We start from the raw sequence: 19,944 nt of genomic DNA, 5'->3' as shown, positions 1-19,944 counted from the left end.
ACTAATTGATGAAACAAAACTTCAACTGTATAACGTTTCTTTTATTTCTCTTATTTTCTATCGCTTTAAGCGGACAGGAATTGAGTCTTTATCAACAATTCAATGGCCGATTTGATTTTACTTTTATTGGAAACACATTAAACACGGAGGAAAATAGAGGGATTTTAAATTCCCCTTGTATAATTAACACTTTTTCCTCTGCTGAACTTGAATTACAGCCTGATGATACTTTAGAAAAAGCCTATTTATATTGGGCTGGCTCTGGACCGGGAGATTTTAATGTAAAATTCAACGACATTGATATTGTTCCCGATCGCACATTCAACTTAATTCAATCAACTTCCGGATTGATATTTTTTAGTGCATTCAAAGATGTTACAGAACAAGTTCTTTCAACAGGAAACGGTGAGTACACACTTTCTGAATTAGACCTTTCAGCTATTATTCCAAATTATTGTCCGAATGCCACCAACTTTGCAGGTTGGGCAATAATTATTGTATATAAAAATGATAATTTACCTCTTAACCAGCTCAATGTTTATGATGGTTTGGATTATATTAGTTTGGGAAATGAAAATCTAAATTTTTCCCTTAGTAGTCTAAATGTAATTGATAATGTGGATGCAAAAATTGGTTTTATTGCATGGGAAGGCGATTCAAGTCTGGCAGAAAATGAAACACTTCGTATCAATGGAAATATATTGAGCAATCCTCCTCTGAACCCGGCAAATAATGCTTTTAACGGAACAAATTCAATCACAGGCAGCAACGAATTGTACAACATGGATTTGGATATTTATGAAATTCAAAATTTTATACAACCCGGAGACCAAACAGCAGAAATTGCCCTGACGTCAGATCGAGATTTTGTGATGATTAATGCTGTTGTAACGAAATTGAACAGCCAAGTTCCCGATGCTAACATTGTGATTGATGATTTATTTTTGACTTGTGATTCAAGAGAAATTACCGTTGATTACACCGTTTATAATTTAGAATCAACTAATCCGCTTCCTGCCAATACACCAATTGCCATTTATGCAAATGATATTTTGATTGGAACAACTAATACAATTGACGTAATTGAAATTAACGGAAATGAATCCAATTCAATAACACTTCAAATTCCGAATGAAATTCCAACCGTTTTTGAATTGACTTTTTCTGTGGATGATACTGGAAATGGAACCGGAACTGTGAATGAAATCAATGAAAATAATAATACAGATAGTGCAGAGATTTCACTCTTACTTTCCCCTGAATTTAATTTGTTAGAGCCTATTTTTAGTTGCAACGAAGGTTTTAGTGTAGGAACTTTCGATTTAACTTCAATTGAAAATTCGTTGCTTATTGATTTTTCAAATAACATCAGCTTCCATGAATTATTATCTGATGCAGAGATGAATTTGAATCCAATTATAAACCTGAGTAATTATCAAACCAACAGCGGAACTATTATTTATATCCGAATTGAAAATGAATTCTGTTCCAGCATAACAACAATTGAATTAAGAACAAAAAACTGTCCGCCTACTGTTTACAATTTCATTTCAGCAAACGAAGATGGTTTTAACGATTTTTTCTTTATTGATGGTCTACGGAATATTTTCTTAAACTTTGAGATTGAAATCTACAATCGTTGGGGACATTTAATTTGGAAAGGAAATCAAAACACTGAAGATTGGCGTGGCGAAGTGACCGAAGAAGTAAAATGGAACGGAGATATTTCGGCAGACGGAACTTACTTTTATCTACTTTTTCTAAACGATCCTGATTATCCAAAACCTTTGCAGGGTTTTCTCTACATTACTCGTTAAACCTTCCCTATTGTTGGCAAATACCATTTGAATTTCACAGCCATTAAACGAATCGTAATGATGACTAACGAAGTTATTAAATACAAAACATCATTATTCAAATTAAAATATTTTAGAGCAAAAAATACCATTCCGCCAATAATACAAATGGTGGCATAAATTTCTCTTCTAAAAATAATTGGAATTTCGTTGCATAAAATATCGCGAATTACACCTCCAAAACAAGCCGTCATAGTTCCCAAAGCAATACAAATAATTGGATGTAAACCGGTTTCAATTCCTTTTTCTAATCCAATTAACGTAAAAACGCCCAAACCAATTGTATCAAACAGAAAAAGTGATTTTCGCAATCGGTCTAATTTTTTTCTGAAAATAAGTGCTAAAAAAAATCCTAGCGAAATCATATACACATACGTCAAATCTTGCATCCAGCCCACTGGTGTTCGTCCAATGAGTACATCACGCAAGGTTCCGCCACCAACAGCTGTTACAAATGCAATGATAAAAACCCCAAATGGATCGAGTTTCTTATTCAAAGCTGTTAAAACACCGGAAATTGCAAAAGCCATAGTTCCGATAACGTCGAGGAGATGAAACATTTTAATAAATCATTAGATTGGTTGCAAAGGTAGAAGTTCTTTTTATTTTTATATGTTTGTTGAAGCTTATTAAATAATTTCAACAATCTAAAGGATGATTCAAAATTTAAATTATTTACTTTTTATCATTTCAAATGATTTTTTTATTTCGTTTGGAATTTATTCAATTTTATACTTAATACTATCAATTTTTACAAAAAAGGAGATTCTGTATAAAATTGATGATGAAGTTTGTCGACTAATTATTTTTCTGGGAATTATTTATTTCTTAATTTGGTTTGCAGCAATTATTATTTCTTTCACAATCGAAGAAAGCAGAACTTATTTACTAAACAGAATGTTCGGGAAATATTGTATTGGATTTTGGTTACAACCTCTATTTTGGATTGGAATGACCCAGTTACTGAGAATAAAAAAGATTCAAAAGAATTGGCTTTTCCGAATTCTTTTCAGCTTCTTTTTTATATTTTCATTTGAAAAAATAGTTATCATTATAACCTCATTTCACAGGGATTATTTGCCCAGTGCTTGGACAATGTATTCGGATTTAGATTTTTTACCTGATTATTTTTTGGATAAATCTAATCTTAAAAATAATTCTTTTTTTATTGTTTGCAGGAATATTTTATTTCATCCGAAATATGATTTTGAACTTTCAGACAAAGAAATAAAACTACATGTTCTGCGTATAAAAACTGTAATCCTTTAAAACAGTTCTAATAAAATCAGTGTCGTTTCCGGAAATATTTTTTACTCCGGTTACTTCTTCAATTTTATTGCGAAGTTTAATTAACGTGGCATAATCTCGTTTCATTACAGCCACATTAAATGTTTCTTTGATAATGCGGGCATCGTTATCGCTTAGCTTAATAACCAATGGATAAGTTGGTACATAAGCAGTATCAATTTCTTCTAAAATAGTGTGGTTAATATTTATGTCGTTTTTTAAACTAATAACCGCAGTTCCGGCAGTCATATCACCTAATCGCTGGGTTTTTGCACTTGTAATCATGGCAATTAAACCTACAACTCCCCAACTAATATTCACATCAATAATTCTAAACAACCATCGCATTAAATAATCGCCAAAAGAGGCCTGATAACCATCAATTTTAACCACTTTCATTTGCAGTAATCGCTTGCCAATGGTTTGTCCTTCCAGAATACTTTCAAAAATCAATGAATAAAATATAACCGGAGAATATACAACTATAATAATGGCATAATATGACCAATTATCTAATCCCAACATCCGTTGATTAATTCCGAGATAGTAAAAAAATATACTCCAAATCACAACAGAATAAGCTGCTTTTACCAGTAAATCAAGTAAATAGCCCAACATTCTATGTCCAACAGAAGCCGCTGAAAAATTTATATTAACATTTTGTGTCGTTGTTATGGATAATTCTGACATATTTTATATTTTAGCAAACCATGAGAGAAGTTGCATTCATAAAGCAAAATAAAGCAAAATGGCTCGAATTTGAACAAGCTATTTTTGGTAAAGCTAAGAAAAATCCAGATGAAATGGCTAGTTTATATATCCATTTGGTTAATGATTTGTCGTATGCTCAAACCTATTACCCTAAAAGTAAGACGGTTGTCTATCTCAATCACCTTGCTTCGCAAATTTATCAAAAGATTTACAAAACCAAGCGAACAGAGCAAAATAGAATTGTTTATTTTTTCTCTACCGAAGTACCGTTGATTGTTTATGAATACAGAAGATATTTAGTTTATGCCTTTGTGTTATTCTTTTTATGTACTGGAATTGGTGTGATTTCCGCCAAATATGATGTTGATTTTGTTCGACTCATTCTTGGTGATAATTATGTAAATATGACCTTAGAAAACATTAAAAATGGCAATCCGGTCGCTGTTTACAAAAGTGGTAGTAATTGGGGCGGTTTTATAGCTATCACGATGAACAATCTTTATGTAGGTGCTCAATGCTTCATTTGGGGAATATTTTTAGGAATTGGCACATTTTACATTATGCTAAGAAACTGCATCATGCTCGGTTCATTTCAATACTTTTTTTATCAAGAAGGCGTTTTTTGGGAAAGTGTTCGAGGAATCTGGATACATGGTTCTATGGAAATTTTTGCCATTGTAATTGAAACTGCAGCAGGATTTATTTTAGGAGCTTCTATCCTATTTCCAAAAACATATTCACGAATAAATTCTTTTAAAATTGGTTTCAAAAACGGATTAAAAATATTTTTGAGTACAATTCCATTTACTATTGCTGCAGGATTTTTAGAGGGCTTTGTAACACGATATTCTTTAGAAATGCCAAACTGGCTCAATGTGGTTATTATCTTAGGAACATTAAGTATCATTTCCTTTTATTTTTTAATTTTCCCGTTTATCGTTCACCGAAAAATGAAGACTTTTCAATTAAAACCTTAAAACTATGTTTCAACTTTTCAAAAAAAGAAATTTCAGCGATTATATTAGTGACACGTTTAGCTTTTTTAAAGTAACCGGTAAACATTTTTTTAAAAATTATTTCATCATCAATGGTACACTTTTGATATTGCTGATGGTACTCACCTATTTTGTATTTAAAGTCTATTTTGAAATGATGTTTGCCAATATTGGTGTAGCTGCACCAAATTTTTTAGAAGATTATTTCAATAACAACATTGGATTGATAATAGGTGTTTTTTTGTTATTCTTTCTTCTGATTATGTTCATTTCATTAATCAATTATGCTTTTCCGGTAATTTATATGAATTTATACGAAAAGAATAAAGGAAACAATTTTGAAACCAAAGAAATTGTTACCGAATTAAAATCAAAATTTGGTAAAATTGTCATTTTCTTTTTAGTTATTTTTCTCTTGAGTATAACCGCTGGGCTAATTATAATGGGATTGGTTTTTGCCTTGATGTTCATTTTAATCGGATTTGTTTTAGCACTTATATTGGTTCCTGCTCTTTTAGCTTTTGTTCAATTGAGTTTTTATGAATATATGAACTCTGAAATTGGTGTGTTTGATGCTTTAGGAAAAGGTTTTGAAAAATTGAAACAAAACTTTTGGCCCATTGTTGGTTCTACCGTTGTAATGTATTTTATTATTCAAATCGTAATCACTATTTTTTCGATGGTTCCTTATGTAATAGGAATTGCAAGTATGTTTACATCTCTTGAAAACGGAAACTCTCAAGAAGAATCATTATCTTTTTTATCAATTATGATGGTTCTTTTCATGTGCATAGCAATGTTATTTAGCTATATTTTAAACAACTTATTGGTCGTTAACAACGGAATTATTTATTACAGTTTGAGAGAACAAAATGAAAACAAAAACACATTGAGCGATATTGATTTGATTGGAACCGATAGTGAATAAATCCCTCTACATATTCCTCTTTTTTATTTTTGCAAATTCATTTTCGCAAGACTCGTTGACCTACCAAGAAGTTGCCGAAGAAAAGATAATTTTTACAGAAAAAGATATCAAAATTGATTCTTCAACTATTAAAACCGGAACGTTTGAAGAAAATTTTAAAGACAACTACCAAGACAGCGAATACATTTATGAACAAGCTGTAAAAGAATCTAATTGGTGGGATCGATTTAAACAATGGTTAGCCGATTTCTTCAAAAATCTTTTTAATCTGAGTAGCGACACCGTTTCCGGAAAAGTGGTGGATATTTTGATCAAATCGCTTGCCGTTGTCCTTATTGTTTTTGTAATTTATTTGATTGTAAAATCGATTATGAATGGCGAAGGACAATGGATTTTTGGAAAATCATCCGACAAAAAAGTGATTCATTATGAAGATATTGAGAAAAATATTCACTTAGTTGATTTTGAAAAACTCATCAAAGAAACCCTGAAATCAGGCGAACAACGGTTAACCATTCGCTACTATTATTTATGGCTATTGAAAAAAATGGCCGATAAAAACATCATCGAATGGGATATTGAAAAAACCAATTCAGATTATTTATATGAAATAAAAGACCAAACATTCAAATCAAATTTTGAATATGTATCCTATCTCTACAACTACATTTGGTATGGCGAATTTGAATTAGACGAACAAACCTTTGAAAAAGCAAAAACCGATTTTGAAAAAATTATCAAATCTATCTAATGAGTAGAACGATAAAAATATATATTGTTTTTTTAGTTGCTGTGATGGTATTGATAATTTATGTAGATGCTAATCGTCCGCGACCTATTAATTGGATGCCAAGTTTTGATATCAAATCGAAAATTCCATTTGGTTTAAAAGTTTTTCAAGACGAAAAAGACAAGTATTTCAAAGGAGATTCAGTGGCAGAAATTCGTGTGACACCTTACGAATTTTTCGATGCTCATTATGATTTTGACACATTAGTAAATACCTACACTATCAAAGGAACATTTTTGGCGATTAATAATTATTATGAAATAGACGAATCGTCAACCGATGAAATTCTATACTTTGTATCGCATGGAAATGATGCTTTTTTGAGCATGAGTTCGTTTTCTCAAAAACTTCAAGACTCTTTAAAATTTGAAATACTAAATCATTATTTCAAAGATAGAATTGAAGCATCTTTAGCCAACAAAAAATTAGACGACAAAGAATATCAAATGAAAATGGGTGTTTCCGGCTATCATTTCTCCTCTTTTGATACATTAAAAACCACCATTTTAGGTTATCAAAAAACAAATGATTCCACGTATGTAAATTTTGTAAAAATTCCGCATGGAAAAGGTAATTTTTATTTGCATACGCAACCTTTCGCCTTCACAAACTATTATTTGCTAAAAGACAGAAACTATCAATATGCAGAAAAAGTGTTGTCCTATATTCCTAAAGGAAATGTTTTTTGGTATCCAAACAAAACCTATAATAGTTCTGTTTCCAGCTCGCCCATGCGATTTATTTTAAGTCATGAAGGACTAAAATGGGCGTGGTATGTGTTTTTAATCGGAATGATTATCTTTATGATTTTCAATGCCAAACGAAAACAACGGATTATTCCAATTATAAAACCATTAGAAAATACAACGGTCGATTTTACCAAAACAATCGGCAATTTATACTTTCAGGAAGGAAATCACGACACCATCATGGAAAAGAAAATCATCTATTTCCTTGAAAAAATTCGACAAGATTATTTAATTGATACACAGAATTTAGACGAAGATTTTATCAAAAAAGTACATCAAAAAACAGGAAAAGATATCACTATTATTGAAAAAGCGGTTTTGCTCATCAAACGACAACGAAAAACATTTAAAAGCACCGAAGCCGATTTGATTGAGTTGAATGGAGTGCTTGAAAAAATTTTAGATAATAAAAAATAAAGTAAAAAAAATATAGATATATGGAAGAAAACCTAATCCCATCCCAACAAGACGACACCGTCAACTTTGAATCCCGCATCGACCTCAAACCCTTGCAAGAAAGCATTCAAGCCATCAAACAAGAATTAAACACTGTAATTGTTGGGCAACATAAAATGATTGATCAATTGTTAGTCGCCATACTTTCAAACGGTCATGTATTGTTAGAAGGCGTTCCCGGAGTAGCCAAAACCATTACGGCAAAATTATTAGCTAAAACGTTAAGCATTGGCTTTAGCCGAATTCAATTTACACCCGATTTGATGCCATCAGACATTTTAGGAACTTCTGTTTTTGATTTAAAAAAATCTGAATTTGAATTCAAAAAAGGACCCATTTTTTCAAATTTAATTTTAATTGACGAAATCAATCGTGCTCCTGCCAAAACACAAGCCGCTTTGTTTGAAGTAATGGAAGAACGTCAAATAACGATTGACGGAACTACTTATGGAATGACGGCTCCTTTCTTGGTAATTGCCACTCAAAACCCTATTGAACAAGAAGGAACGTATCGCTTGCCGGAAGCTCAATTGGACCGTTTTCTGTTTAAAATCAATATCGATTATCCAAAATTGGAAGAAGAAATCAACATTCTTCAAAAAGAACATGCTTTGTTGAGTGAAAATAAATTGGGTAATATCAAAACCTTACTAACCGCTGCCGATATTCAACAATTTCAAGTGTTAGTAAAACAAGTTATCGTAGAACCAAACTTATTGGAATACATCGCCAAGTTGGTTGTAAACACCAGAGAAAATGGTTTTTTATATTTAGGAGCTTCTCCTCGGGCATCAATTGCAATTTTAAATGCTTCCAAAGGATTTGCAGCTCTTCGCGGACGTGATTTTGTAACTCCGGAAGATATTAAAGAAGCCGCTATTCCCGTTTTGCAACACCGTGTAATTGTTACACCGGAACGTGAAATGGAAGGCATTACCAGCAAAGAAATCATTCAACAAATCATCGAATCGATCGAGATTCCAAGATAAATTTATAGATTTTGAAAAAAGGCTTTAAACAACTTTATATCAACAATTTCTTATTCTACCTGCTAGGAGGCATCGTAGCGGTATTTATTGTGAGTTTCTTTTTTCCTTTGTTTTATAATTTGGCTTGGTATTTTCTACTTATCACGTTATCCTTTTTTATATTAGATATCATCATCCTTTTTACTGCTAAAACCGGAATTGAAGCCACCCGAATTGCTCCGGAAAAATTGTCTAACGGAGATGAAAATCCCATTAGCATTTCCATCCGAAATTATTACACGTTTGCTGTTTTTACCAAAATTATTGACGAAATTCCGTTTCAATTTCAAGTGAGAAATTTTGATATTAACCGAAAAATCAAAGCTTCTTCACAAGATGACATTCAATATTTCCTTCGTCCGGTTGAGCGTGGTGAATATGTGTTTGGAAATCTAAATGTTTACATTTCTTCGCCTTTGCGGATAATTTCCAGACGATTTACGTTCAACAAAGACCAAATGGTGCCCACTTATCCATCCTACATTCAGTTACGAAAATATGATTTGATGGCTTTTTCTAACAATTTGTTTCAATATGGTGTGAAGAAAATCCGCCGAATTGGTCATACCATGGAATTTGAACAAATTAAAGAATACATTCAAGGCGATGACATCCGAACGTTGAATTGGAAAGCTACGGCTAAGAAAAATAGTTTGATGGTCAACCAATTTCAAGACGAAAAATCACAATCGGTTTATATGATTATTGATAAAGGTCGTGTAATGAAAATGCCTTTCAACGGATTGAGTTTACTGGATTATGCAATCAACGCTACTTTGGTTTTGTCAAACGTAATACTTAAAAAACACGACAAAGCAGGTATGTTTACCTTCTCCAAAAAAGTGGAGAACAGAGTCGTAGCCGAAAAACGTTCCTCGCAAATGCAATTGATTATGGAATGTTTATACAACATCAAAACCGACTTTTTTGAGAGCGATTTCAGTCGATTATACACCGATGTGAAGAAAAACATCAACCAACGAAGTTTACTTTTACTCTACACCAATTTTGAAACGTTGGATGGTTTGCATCGCCAACTTCCCTATCTAAAAGGAATTGCAAAAAATCACTTGCTTGTGGTTGTCTTTTTTCAAAATACAGAATTAAACGATCTCATTCACAAAAAAGCAGAAACCGTTCAAGAAGTTTACGATAAAGTTATCGCAGAAAAGTTCATGTTTGAAAAACGCCTAATCGTCAACGAACTCAAAAAATACGGAATTTATTCCGTCCTCACCCAACCGGAAAACCTGACGTTGGATACAATTAATAAATATTTGGAGATAAAGGCAAGAGGGATTTTGTAACTGTTGTCGGTTGTCCGTTATCCGTCAACTGTAAACCGATGACAGAAATCCGAGAACAGTCAGAAGCGAATGGCTCGGGCTTTACCAGCCATCCATTTTCCCGCTTTCCGCTCTATCTTTTGTTCCGCAAGCTACACAAAAGGATGCCGCTCCAATCGGGGCTAAAAAAGAAACAAATCGCCTACTTGGAAACAAAAACCGAAGAAAAATATTTCTCACAGAAAACACAGAAATCACAAAACAACCCGAAACCCGAAACCCGAAACTCGAAACTTGAAACATAAAAATTCCTATCTTAGCCAACCAAAATACATCACCTTGAAAACAATCACTTCCGCACAAAACCCATTCATCAAATCACTCGTTCAGTTGCAGGAAAAAGCAAAAACCCGCAAGCAAACCGGCACGTTTTTAATGGAAGGCAAACGCGAAATTGAATTGGCCGTAAAAGGTGGTTATCAATTAGAATCCATTTTATTTTTACCTGAATTAATTTCAGAAAAAGAGTTAAAAAAATTCTCAGTTTCCGATTGCATTGAAATTTCAAAAGAAGTGTATCAAAAGTTAGCTTACCGCGACACAACCGAAGGAATTTTAGCCATCGCCAAATCAAAATCACATCAACTATCCGACTTAAAACTTTCCGAAAATCCACTCATTTTAGTTGCGGAAGGAATTGAAAAACCCGGAAATATTGGAGCCTTATTGCGAACCGCTGATGCAGCTAACATTGATGCTGTGATTATCGCCAACCCAAAAAGTGATTTATACAACCCAAATGTGGTTCGTTCTAGTGTGGGATGTTTGTTTACCAATCAAATTGCGATTGGCACGACCGAAGAAGTAATTGCTTACTTAAAAAAGAATAACATTGCTATTTATTCGGCTACGCTTCAAAACTCAAATTCCTATCATATCGAAAATTACACTACTCCAACAGCTTTGGTCGTTGGTACAGAAGCATCCGGCTTAACTGAACTTTGGAGAAAAGAAAGCACTCAAAACATCATCATCCCTATGCAAGGCGAAATCGATTCGATGAATGTTTCCGTTGCAGCAGCTATTTTGTTGTTTGAAGCGAAAAGGCAGCGAGGGTTTTAGATTTACATACTTTCCTTTAGATTTTTTTTACTTAATATTTATCAATTTTTCTACTTGCACAATTCAAATCAATTTTCTACTTTTAGTAGATTAAGAACATGCCATGACAGAAATAGATATAGAGCAGGAAAACAAAGCCATTGCTAAGGAATATAAAGAATTGCTCCGCATTAGTTATCAAACACTTACACCGGAAGACAAAAAAATAATCCGCAAAGCATTTGATGTGGCGGTAGAAGCCCACAAAGACCAACGACGCAAATCGGGAGAAGCCTACATCTTCCATCCTATTGCTGTGGCAAAAATCGTAGCTTCCGAAATTGGTTTGGGAGCCACCGCCATTGCCGCTGCCTTGATGCATGATGTCGTGGAGGATTCGCCAATTACCGTTGCCGAAATTGAAAAAATGTTTAATCCAAAAATTGCTCAATTAGTTGATGGATTAACCAAAATTGCCAAAGTGAAAACCGATCAGGAAATTTCGATGCAAGCCGAAAATTTCCGTAAAATGCTATTGACGTTAAACGATGATGTTCGGGTAATTCTCATCAAACTGGCCGATCGTTTGCACAACATGCAGACGATGGAATCGATGGTGGATTATAAGCAAGCCAAAATAGCTTCGGAAACACTCTACATCTATGCTCCGTTGGCTCATCGCTTGGGTTTGTATAACATCAAATCTAAATTAGAAGATTTGGGTTTAAAATATACCGAACCCGATGTATATGCCGACATTGTTGGCAAAATGAAAGAAAGTAAAGAAGAACAAGAAGACTATATTACTTCGATTTCTGATGTTTTAAAAAAATCTTTAGACGAAGAAGGTATCGAATATACCATAAAAGGTCGTCCGAAATCCATTTATTCCATCCGCCGAAAAATGTTAGCTCAAGGTGTTTCGTTTGATGAAGTATATGACAAATTTGCGTTGCGAATTGTCTACAAATCCAATCAACACGATGAAAAATTTGTGGCTTGGAAAATTTATTCCATTGTAACCGATCATTACCGTCCGAGTCCGAGCCGACTACGTGATTGGATTTCTTCACCAAAATCAACAGGTTACGAAGCTCTTCACATTACCGTGATGGGACCAAAAGGGCGTTGGGTAGAAATACAAGTTCGAAGTGAACGAATGGATGAAATTGCAGAAAAAGGATATGCCGCACATTATAAATACAAACAAGGAATCTCAGAAGAAAACACGTTGGATACATGGCTTAATTTATTGAAAGAAGCCCTTGAAAATTCAACTTCCAATGCGGTTGATTTTGTAGAGGATTTTAAGTTGAATTTATATTCAAAAGAAATTTATGTTTTTACACCAAAAGGAGAAATAAAATCGCTTCCAAAAGGAGCTACTTCGTTGGATTTTGCATTTAGCATTCACTCTGAAATTGGCGTGAGAACCCGCGGAACGAGGGTAAACGGGAAATTAGTTCCGCTAAATCATGTTTTAAATAGTGGCGATCAAGTAGAAGTAATTACCTCTGCAAATCAAAAACCGAATTCCCATTGGTTAGATTATGTTACCACTTCAAGAGCAAAAAATAAAATCAAAAATGTTCTCAACGAAGACACCAAAAAAATTGCAGAAGACGGCAAAGAATTGTTAACCAGAAAATTGCGTCATCTGAAAGTTACATTAAACGAAGCCACTGTTAATGAGCTTGTTGTCTATTTTAAACTCAAAACGAGTTTAGATTTGTTTTATCGAGTAGGAATTGGAACAATCGATAATCAACAATTAAAAGATTTTGCTGCTCAAAAAAGTAGCACGTTGATGAATTTCTTTAAGAAAATGAAGCGTTCGCCGAGTGTTGCTCCGGAACAAATTCAAAAATATGAGTTAAGTAAAAATTTTGACATGCTCGTTTTTGGAGCAGAACAAGACAAATTAGATTATAAATTATCGAGTTGCTGTAACCCAATTCCTGGAGATGATGTGTTTGGATTTTTAACGATTAATGATGGTATCAAAGTGCATAAAAAAGATTGTCCGAATGCCATTAGTTTACAATCAAATTATGCTTATCGGATTATTCAAGCCAAATGGATTGATTCCTCGCAAGAAGATTTTAAAGCGGTCTTAAAAATTACCGGAATGGATACATTAGGTCTAACCAACGAACTTACTAAAGTGATTTCCAATCAAATGCATGTAAATATTCAAAGTATTTCCTTAAGTGGTGATGCAGGGATTTTTAACGGACAAGTAACGGTGGTTGTTCAGAATAATACTATTTTAAAACGCTTAATTGAGAACATCAAAAAAATTGATGGCATCGATAAAGTTACCCGCGTAAACAATGCTAAAATGAATTAATTATTGACACTATTTGTTGATAATCTCAGTTGAAATATAAATCAGATAATGGTCAAAATATAAAAATAGTGTATCTTTGTAGATATGGAAAATCCTATGGAAAATAACAAAAATCAGGATATCGTAAAAACCGTTTTTACTAAGTTTCTGGAAGAAAAAGGACATCGGAAAACCCCCGAACGTTATGCAATTCTTCAAGAAATATACAATAATTTGGAGCATTTTGACATCGAATCGTTGTATATTAAAATGAAAAATAAAAACTATCGCGTAAGTCGTGCCACGTTATACAACACTATCGAATTACTTTTAGATTGTGGTTTGGTGAGAAGACACCAATTTGGACAGAATCAAGCTCACTACGAAAAATCGTATTTTGATAAACAACACGATCACATTATTATGACTGATACAGGTGAAGTAATTGAATTTTGTGATCCGAGAATTCAACAAATTAAAAAAACAATTGAAGAGATTTTTGGCATAGAAATACACAATCATTCTCTTTATTTATATGGTAATAAAAAAGCGGTTGCTACAGAAAGTCCTGTAGTTCCATCAGAATAAACTAAAACACAACTAAATCTGGGAAATTTTCCCTTAAAAAAACAACCAATTAAAAAATGACTGTAGATTTATTGCTCGGCCTGCAATGGGGTGACGAAGGAAAAGGGAAAATTGTAGATGTTCTAACTTCAAAATATGATATCATTGCCCGTTTTCAAGGTGGTCCGAATGCAGGACATACGCTAGAATTTGATGGAATTAAGCATGTTTTAAGAACCATTCCTTCGGGAATTTTTCATAAAAACGCCATTAATATTATTGGAAACGGAGTAGTAATGGATCCTGTAGTTTTTCAAAAAGAATTAGAAGGTTTGGAAAAATTCAATATGGATGTTAAATCTAAATTATTGATTTCCAGAAAAGCTCATTTAATTTTACCAACCCATCGCTTATTGGATGCAGCTTCTGAAGCTTCCAAAGGAAAAGCAAAAATTGGTTCTACCCTAAAAGGAATTGGTCCAACTTATATGGACAAAACCGGTAGAAACGGAATTCGTATAGGCGATATTGAATTAGCCGATTTTAAAGAACGTTACCGTTCATTGGCAGACAAGCATGAAGCCATGATTTCCTTTTACGATGTAGATTTAGAATACGATTTAAAAGAAATGGAAGAAGAATTTTTTGCTTCCATCGAAGTATTAAAATCATTGACTTTTATTGATAGTGAAGAATATTTAAACCAAGCCATTAAAGCCGGAAAATCAATTCTGTGTGAAGGTGCCCAAGGTTCATTATTGGATATTGATTTTGGAACATATCCATTTGTAACCTCTTCAAACACTACAGCGGCCGGAGCTTGCACCGGATTAGGAATTGCTCCAAACAAAGTAAAAGATGTTTTTGGAATTTTTAAAGCTTATACAACTCGCGTTGGAAGTGGTCCGTTCCCCACTGAATTATTTGATGAAGACGGTCAAACTATGGCTAAAGTTGGTAACGAATTCGGTTCGGTTACCGGCAGAGCAAGACGTTGTGGCTGGTTAGATTTAGTTGCTTTGAAATATGCCGTTCAAGTAAATGGCGTAACTGCTTTGTATATGATGAAAGGTGATGTTCTGTCAGGTTTCAAAAAACTAAATGTTTGTACGGCATACAATTACAAAGGAAAAGAAATCACGCATTTTCCATACAACATTGAACCGGAAAATGTGGAACCAATTTACACCGAAATGAAAGGCTGGCAAGCTGATTTAACCGGAATGACTACATATGACGAACTTCCTAAAGAGTTAAAAACGTATATAGAATTTATTGAAAAAGAAGTGGAAGTTCCTATCAAAGTGGTTTCTGTTGGACCGGATAGAAAACAAACTATTTTAAAATAAAAAAAATCCCATCTGCTCAGTAGATGGGATTTTTAGTTTACAACTAACCTAAACCAATTTTTATTTTTTTGAATGATTTTTCAAAAGTTCAATAGCTTCTGTTGCTTTTGAATTTTCAGCATGATTCAATGCCGTAAGACCTCTTTCATCTTTACTTTTTACATTCGCTCCTTTTTCTAAAAGTAATTTGATAATTTCAACTTGATTGTAACGGGCAGCATACATTAACGGAGTTAATCCGTTTGTTGTTTCATTAATATCTGCTCCGTATTCGATGAATTTTTTAACAACATCAACTTCACCTTTGCTGATTGCAACACAAAGCGGAGTTGAATAAAATTTTGCATAAACATTTACTTCAGTTGAAGTAGTTTTTAACTCTGTAGCTGCATTAGCTAATGTACCAAAACCCAAAAGGGCAATTCCTAAGTAAACAATTGATTTTTTCATGATGTTCGTTTTTTGATTAATGATTGATTAATTTTTTGATGATTGATTATAATAATAGACGACAGGTTGTTCTAATTGTTACATTATTAAATATTTATAACAAATTTTTAACATTTACACATAAAAAAAGCCAGACAATTGCCTAGCTAAATTTTTATAAACTATAGTTATTATTGCTATTTGAGGTAATTCAATACATTTGCTTCAATTCTTTCGTGGATATTAGAAATATCAGCTTTAACGAATTTTTCACCAATGATATTTTCATATAATTCGATGTATCGATCTGAAACAGTTTCAATATAAGCCTCTGTCATATTTGGAATTTGTTGACCTTCTTTTCCTTGAAAACCATTTTCAATCAACCAACGACGAACAAATTCTTTAGAAAGTTGTTTTTGTTCTTCATTCTTATCTTGCCTTTCTTGATAACCATCAGCATAAAAATAGCGAGAAGAATCCGGTGTGTGAATTTCGTCAATCAATACAATTTTACCGTCTTTAGTTTTACCAAATTCATATTTTGTATCTACTAAAATTAATCCTCTGGAAGCTGCAATTTCAGTTCCACGTTGGTATAAAGCTCTTGTGTATTTTTCTAAGATGAGATAATCTTCCTCAGAAACAATTCCTTTTTCTAAAATGGCTTCACGTGAAATATCTTCATCATGTGAACCATTATCCGCTTTTGTTGTAGGTGTAATGATTGGTGTGGGAAATTTATCATTTTCTTTTAATCCTTCAGGCATTTCTACTCCACAAAGTAATCGTCTTCCGGCTGAATATTCTCTGGCAGCATGACCTGACAAATAACCTCTAATAACCATTTCCACTTTAAAAGGATTGCATAAATGTCCAATTGCGACATTAGGATCTGGAGTTGCAATAAGCCAATTTGGAACAATATCTTGGGTTAATTGCATAAACTTTGTTGCAATTTGGTTTAGAATTTGTCCTTTATACGGAATTCCTTTTGGCATGACAACGTCAAAGGCAGAAAGTCTGTCAGTAGCAATCATGATAAGAATTTCATCGTTAATGTTATAAACTTCTCTGACTTTGCCTCGGTAAACAGATTTTTGATTGGGGAAATTGAAATTAGTAGTCGTAATAGTGTTCATGGTTGTGTGTTGTTGTGAAGTGCAAAAATAGAAATTATAACTCACTTTATATTCATGAAAAGCTTTAAAAATTTGTATAAAAAAAGGATAGCAAATGCTATCCTTTCTAAATTTATTATGTTCAAATGTTAGAACATAATATTATAAGTAACTCCTAAACCTACAACTTGAATGTCGATATCATTTTCGGCAAACGTGTGTTGATAGTAACCATAGAAATTCCATTTTTCATTGTGGTAACCAATTTGTGGACTTAAATATAAACCACCACTGTTGTCATTGGCATTGGTTAAAAATCCGTAACCGAAATCTGCTCCTACAAACAACCCTGCCGGTTGAGCATAATATCTTGCGAAACCAGCTAATGGAATTAAACCGAAATCTTCTGCTTGATCTTTACCAAAAAAATGATTGTAACCAGAAGCTATACCAATCCCAAAACTAGGATTTACCAAATATTGCCCTCTAACGTCTGCTCCTACAGTAAAAGAAGTAAAATCTGCTGTGTCACCAATTGGCAAACCAACATTCAAACCAGCTTTGAACCATGAATTATCAGGCGTAATTTTCACTTCTTGTGATTGTGAAAAAGCAAAACTTGCTGTGAACAAACTGAATACTAAAACGATTTTTTTCATTTTTAATTTATTAATTATTGTTAATTACTATTAGCTTGTCAAATACTGTGCCGAAAAAGTAATTAAATTCTTATTCTTTGGCTGTCAACAAGTTATATTATGGCAGTCTATTTTCATTTAAAAATTATATTTATTCCATTTATGATAAAGAATAAAATCACTGTGAGTACTACCAAAGCAATCCAAAATAAAGCAACAATTATCCAAAAAGGATATAGTGTGGTATTCCAGCCGGGAACAAGAGAAGTAAAAAAATCTACGTTTGTAGCAACTACGATAAGCAAAATCGCAATTAGAATCAGCAAATAAAAAATAATTTTCTTCATTATCTATAAAACTAAACCTTCCCAAAAATGAATTCGGAAAGGTTTGTATTTTAATATTAGTATATAAATCTTTGTTTAAATCATTCGTTAATCCAAATTCTCAATACTCTTATAAGCATCAATCACTTTTTTAACCAGTCGGTGACGCACAATATCTTTGTCATCTAAATAAATTATACCAATTCCTTCTACATCCTTCAAAATCAAAATAGCTTCTTTTAAACCGGAAATGGTTCTACGAGGTAAATCAACTTGTCCCGGATCTCCGGTAATGATAAACTTGGCATTCTTTCCCATCCTAGTCAAAAACATTTTCATTTGAGAATGAGTTGTATTCTGAGCTTCATCCAAAATTACAAAAGCATTGTCTAATGTTCTTCCACGCATGAAAGCTAAAGGTGCAATTTGTATAATTCCTTTTAAAATATAATCTTCCAACGTTTGTGGAGGCAACATATCACGCAAGGCATCATATAAGGGTTGCATATACGGATCGAGTTTTTCCTTCATGTCACCGGGAAGAAAACCTAAATTCTCACCAGCTTCAACAGCAGGGCGAGTTAAAATAATTCGTTTTACTTGTTTTTCTTTTAAAGCTTTTACAGCCAAAGCCACACCTGTGTAGGTTTTTCCTGTTCCGGCCGGACCAACTGCAAAAACCATGTCATTCTTTTGAACCAATTCAACTAATTTTTGTTGATTCGGTGTCATGGCTTTGATAAGTTTTCCGCCAATACCGTGAACCAAAATTTTGTCATGATCCGGCATTCGTTGTTCTTCCTGCGAATTACTTTGAATTACTCGATCAATAACGTTGGCATCAATATTATTGTAACGGGTAAAATGAAGCATCAATCGGTTAAAACGATTTTCAAATTCATCTAACACTTCCTTCTCGCCGTAAGCCTTCAAGGTGGTTCCTCGGGCTACAATTTTTAGCTTTGGATAGTATTTTTTGATGGTTTCAAGATGGGTATCTTGAGCTCCCCAAAACTCTTTTGGGGCAATGTCGTGTAGTTCAATAATTCTTTCGTTCAAAAGCAACAGTTTTAAAATTAAAAAATAGTTTTTAATTAGTAGATTTGCATCACTCAAATTTAAACAAAAAACTTCGTAGGTTCTACGAATAGTTATAAACAAAAAAATGTCAATAATTACGCTTACTACGGACTACGGACTCAAAGACCATTTTGTGGGTGCTTTGAAAGGTAAAATTATATCTGAATTTCCGGATGCCAAGATTATAGATATTTCGCATAATATAGATCCGTTTAATGCTTCCGAAGCAAGTTATATTATACAAGCTGCATACAATAGTTTTCCTAAAGGAACTGTCCATTTAATTGGTGTTGACGCCGAACGCAATACCGAAAATGAACACATTGCCATGGAGTGGAATGACCATTTTTTTGTGTGTGCCGATAACGGAATTTTGAGCATGCTAACGCAACATATTGTTCCGCAAAAAATTGTAGCTATTAACATTCATGACCGGTTATCACAAGATGCAACTGATATGGATGTGTTTAAAACCGTAGCCTGTCATTTGGCAAAAGGTGGAACATTAACGGTTATTGGCAAAGAAATTACCGCCTTAAAACAAATAACAGATTTGCAACCTATTGTTTCAAAAGATGGAAATTCTATCAGAGGAAACGTGATTTACATTGATCATTTTGGAAATATTGTCATTAATATTTCTAAAAAGCAATTTATCGAATTAGGAAAAGGAAGACCGTATGAAATTGATATTAAACCACGACCGTTAAAAACAATTTTACCTAATTATTCTTCTATTGCTGTTTCTGATAAGTTTCCGATTAAATATTATGAAGGAGAAAAATTGGCTATTTTCAACGAAGCAGGTTACTTAGAAATTGCTATATTCAGAAGCAATGCAGCAACCGTTGGCACAGCAACAAGTTTATTAGGAATTGGTTATCGTGATACCATTACCATTAATTTTAAATAAAAAAT

Annotated in this window: 20 protein-coding genes; 14 read left to right on the top strand and 6 right to left on the bottom strand. The window is 33.2% G+C overall.

Annotated elements, in window-relative coordinates; all coding sequences use genetic code 11:
- The first annotated feature begins 8 nt into the window (after window positions 1–8).
- A complete protein-coding gene (locus tag B4N66_RS08490) occupies window positions 9–1,817 on the top strand; it encodes a gliding motility-associated C-terminal domain-containing protein (RefSeq protein ID WP_291093956.1) in 1,809 nt (602 codons plus the stop codon).
- On the opposite strand, the gene B4N66_RS08485 is transcribed toward B4N66_RS08490, so the two are convergent.
- A complete protein-coding gene (locus B4N66_RS08485; protein WP_291093954.1) occupies window positions 1,814–2,416 on the bottom strand; it encodes a trimeric intracellular cation channel family protein in 603 nt (200 codons plus the stop codon). The two genes, B4N66_RS08490 and B4N66_RS08485, sit on opposite strands and share 4 nt — an antisense overlap.
- 673 nt (window positions 2,417–3,089) lie before the next feature.
- Complete coding sequence (locus B4N66_RS08480; protein WP_291093952.1) at window positions 3,090–3,833, bottom strand: RDD family protein; 744 nt, start codon at window positions 3,831–3,833, stop codon at window positions 3,090–3,092.
- Window positions 3,834–3,853: 20 nt separating this feature from the next.
- Between B4N66_RS08480 and B4N66_RS08475 the strand changes: the two genes are divergently transcribed.
- The 11 genes from B4N66_RS08475 (at window position 3,854) to B4N66_RS08425 (ending at window position 15,432) form a co-directional block, all read left to right on the top strand.
- Window positions 3,854–4,831 carry a stage II sporulation protein M gene (locus tag B4N66_RS08475; protein WP_291093950.1) on the top strand — a complete coding sequence of 326 codons (978 nt, stop codon included), beginning with the start codon at window positions 3,854–3,856 and terminating at the stop codon, window positions 4,829–4,831.
- A 4-nt stretch (window positions 4,832–4,835) separates the two neighbouring features.
- A complete protein-coding gene (locus tag B4N66_RS08470; RefSeq protein WP_291093948.1) occupies window positions 4,836–5,777 on the top strand; it encodes a hypothetical protein in 942 nt (313 codons plus the stop codon).
- 55 nt (window positions 5,778–5,832) lie between these two features.
- Window positions 5,833–6,528 (top strand): DUF4129 domain-containing protein, encoded by a 696-nt coding sequence (locus tag B4N66_RS08465; protein ID WP_291093946.1) that lies wholly within the window; start codon window positions 5,833–5,835, stop codon window positions 6,526–6,528.
- Complete coding sequence (locus B4N66_RS08460) at window positions 6,528–7,733, top strand: DUF4350 domain-containing protein (protein WP_291093944.1); 1,206 nt, start codon at window positions 6,528–6,530, stop codon at window positions 7,731–7,733. Before B4N66_RS08465 ends, B4N66_RS08460 begins: the two co-directional genes overlap by 1 nt.
- 20 nt (window positions 7,734–7,753) lie before the next feature.
- Window positions 7,754–8,761, top strand: coding sequence for an AAA family ATPase (locus B4N66_RS08455; RefSeq protein WP_291093941.1), 1,008 nt, complete (start codon window positions 7,754–7,756; stop codon window positions 8,759–8,761).
- Between the two features lie 11 nt (window positions 8,762–8,772).
- Entirely contained in the window at window positions 8,773–10,107 is a 1,335-nt protein-coding gene (locus B4N66_RS08450; protein ID WP_291093939.1) for a DUF58 domain-containing protein, read from the top strand.
- 38 nt (window positions 10,108–10,145) lie between these two features.
- On the top strand, window positions 10,146–10,391 hold the full coding sequence (locus B4N66_RS08445) for a hypothetical protein (protein ID WP_291093937.1): 246 nt from the start codon (window positions 10,146–10,148) through the stop codon (window positions 10,389–10,391).
- A 34-nt stretch (window positions 10,392–10,425) separates the two neighbouring features.
- Window positions 10,426–11,208, top strand: coding sequence for a TrmH family RNA methyltransferase (locus B4N66_RS08440; protein WP_291093934.1), 783 nt, complete (start codon window positions 10,426–10,428; stop codon window positions 11,206–11,208).
- Window positions 11,209–11,311: 103 nt separating this feature from the next.
- Window positions 11,312–13,537 carry a RelA/SpoT family protein gene (locus tag B4N66_RS08435; RefSeq protein WP_291093932.1) on the top strand — a complete coding sequence of 742 codons (2,226 nt, stop codon included), beginning with the start codon at window positions 11,312–11,314 and terminating at the stop codon, window positions 13,535–13,537.
- Between the two features lie 96 nt (window positions 13,538–13,633).
- Window positions 13,634–14,104, top strand: a complete 471-nt coding sequence (locus tag B4N66_RS08430; RefSeq protein ID WP_291093929.1) for a Fur family transcriptional regulator — start codon at window positions 13,634–13,636, stop codon at window positions 14,102–14,104.
- A 56-nt stretch (window positions 14,105–14,160) separates the two neighbouring features.
- Window positions 14,161–15,432 (top strand): adenylosuccinate synthase, encoded by a 1,272-nt coding sequence (locus B4N66_RS08425; RefSeq protein ID WP_291093926.1) that lies wholly within the window; start codon window positions 14,161–14,163, stop codon window positions 15,430–15,432.
- A 60-nt stretch (window positions 15,433–15,492) separates the two neighbouring features.
- Here B4N66_RS08425 and B4N66_RS08420 read toward each other — a convergent pair whose 3' ends face one another.
- The 3 genes from B4N66_RS08420 to B4N66_RS08410 form a co-directional block, all read right to left on the bottom strand.
- Window positions 15,493–15,882 carry an ankyrin repeat domain-containing protein gene (locus tag B4N66_RS08420; protein WP_291093924.1) on the bottom strand — a complete coding sequence of 130 codons (390 nt, stop codon included), beginning with the start codon at window positions 15,880–15,882 and terminating at the stop codon, window positions 15,493–15,495.
- A gap of 176 nt (window positions 15,883–16,058) precedes the next feature.
- Window positions 16,059–17,003: a phosphoribosylaminoimidazolesuccinocarboxamide synthase gene (locus tag B4N66_RS08415; protein WP_291093921.1), complete on the bottom strand. Its 945-nt coding sequence runs from the start codon at window positions 17,001–17,003 to the stop codon at window positions 16,059–16,061.
- 128 nt (window positions 17,004–17,131) lie between these two features.
- On the bottom strand, window positions 17,132–17,641 hold the full coding sequence (locus B4N66_RS08410) for a hypothetical protein (protein WP_291093919.1): 510 nt from the start codon (window positions 17,639–17,641) through the stop codon (window positions 17,132–17,134).
- A gap of 99 nt (window positions 17,642–17,740) precedes the next feature.
- On the opposite strand from B4N66_RS08410, the gene B4N66_RS08405 reads away from it, so the two are divergent.
- On the top strand, window positions 17,741–17,950 hold the full coding sequence (locus tag B4N66_RS08405) for a hypothetical protein (RefSeq protein WP_291093917.1): 210 nt from the start codon (window positions 17,741–17,743) through the stop codon (window positions 17,948–17,950).
- A gap of 104 nt (window positions 17,951–18,054) precedes the next feature.
- On the opposite strand, the gene B4N66_RS08400 is transcribed toward B4N66_RS08405, so the two are convergent.
- Entirely contained in the window at window positions 18,055–19,005 is a 951-nt protein-coding gene (locus tag B4N66_RS08400; protein WP_291093914.1) for a PhoH family protein, read from the bottom strand.
- Window positions 19,006–19,111: 106 nt separating this feature from the next.
- On the opposite strand from B4N66_RS08400, the gene B4N66_RS08395 reads away from it, so the two are divergent.
- Complete coding sequence (locus tag B4N66_RS08395) at window positions 19,112–19,939, top strand: SAM hydrolase/SAM-dependent halogenase family protein (protein WP_291093912.1); 828 nt, start codon at window positions 19,112–19,114, stop codon at window positions 19,937–19,939.
- The last annotated feature ends 5 nt before the right edge of the window (window positions 19,940–19,944 follow it).

Source organism: Flavobacterium sp. UBA2787, assembly GCA_002352205.1.
In the GTDB taxonomy this organism is placed as follows: Bacteria; Bacteroidota; Bacteroidia; order Flavobacteriales; family Flavobacteriaceae; genus Flavobacterium.
The sequence above is the reverse complement of the archived record's forward strand: the minus strand, read 5'-3'. Positions and strand labels throughout refer to the sequence as shown.

Coding starts and splice junctions, on each gene's coding strand:
- B4N66_RS08455 (WP_291093941.1), top strand. CDS start 7,754: ATGGAAGAAAACCTAATCCCATCCCAACAAGACGACACCGTCAACTTT.
- B4N66_RS08475 (WP_291093950.1), top strand. CDS start 3,854: ATGAGAGAAGTTGCATTCATAAAGCAAAATAAAGCAAAATGGCTCGAA.
- B4N66_RS08395 (WP_291093912.1), top strand. CDS start 19,112: ATGTCAATAATTACGCTTACTACGGACTACGGACTCAAAGACCATTTT.
- B4N66_RS08420 (WP_291093924.1), bottom strand. CDS start 15,882: ATGAAAAAATCAATTGTTTACTTAGGAATTGCCCTTTTGGGTTTTGGT.
- B4N66_RS08435 (WP_291093932.1), top strand. CDS start 11,312: ATGACAGAAATAGATATAGAGCAGGAAAACAAAGCCATTGCTAAGGAA.
- B4N66_RS08410 (WP_291093919.1), bottom strand. CDS start 17,641: ATGAAAAAAATCGTTTTAGTATTCAGTTTGTTCACAGCAAGTTTTGCT.
- B4N66_RS08480 (WP_291093952.1), bottom strand. CDS start 3,833: ATGTCAGAATTATCCATAACAACGACACAAAATGTTAATATAAATTTT.
- B4N66_RS08425 (WP_291093926.1), top strand. CDS start 14,161: ATGACTGTAGATTTATTGCTCGGCCTGCAATGGGGTGACGAAGGAAAA.
- B4N66_RS08470 (WP_291093948.1), top strand. CDS start 4,836: ATGTTTCAACTTTTCAAAAAAAGAAATTTCAGCGATTATATTAGTGAC.
- B4N66_RS08445 (WP_291093937.1), top strand. CDS start 10,146: ATGACAGAAATCCGAGAACAGTCAGAAGCGAATGGCTCGGGCTTTACC.
- B4N66_RS08485 (WP_291093954.1), bottom strand. CDS start 2,416: ATGTTTCATCTCCTCGACGTTATCGGAACTATGGCTTTTGCAATTTCC.
- B4N66_RS08415 (WP_291093921.1), bottom strand. CDS start 17,003: ATGAACACTATTACGACTACTAATTTCAATTTCCCCAATCAAAAATCT.
- B4N66_RS08460 (WP_291093944.1), top strand. CDS start 6,528: ATGAGTAGAACGATAAAAATATATATTGTTTTTTTAGTTGCTGTGATG.
- B4N66_RS08430 (WP_291093929.1), top strand. CDS start 13,634: ATGGAAAATAACAAAAATCAGGATATCGTAAAAACCGTTTTTACTAAG.
- B4N66_RS08405 (WP_291093917.1), top strand. CDS start 17,741: ATGGCAGTCTATTTTCATTTAAAAATTATATTTATTCCATTTATGATA.
- B4N66_RS08490 (WP_291093956.1), top strand. CDS start 9: ATGAAACAAAACTTCAACTGTATAACGTTTCTTTTATTTCTCTTATTT.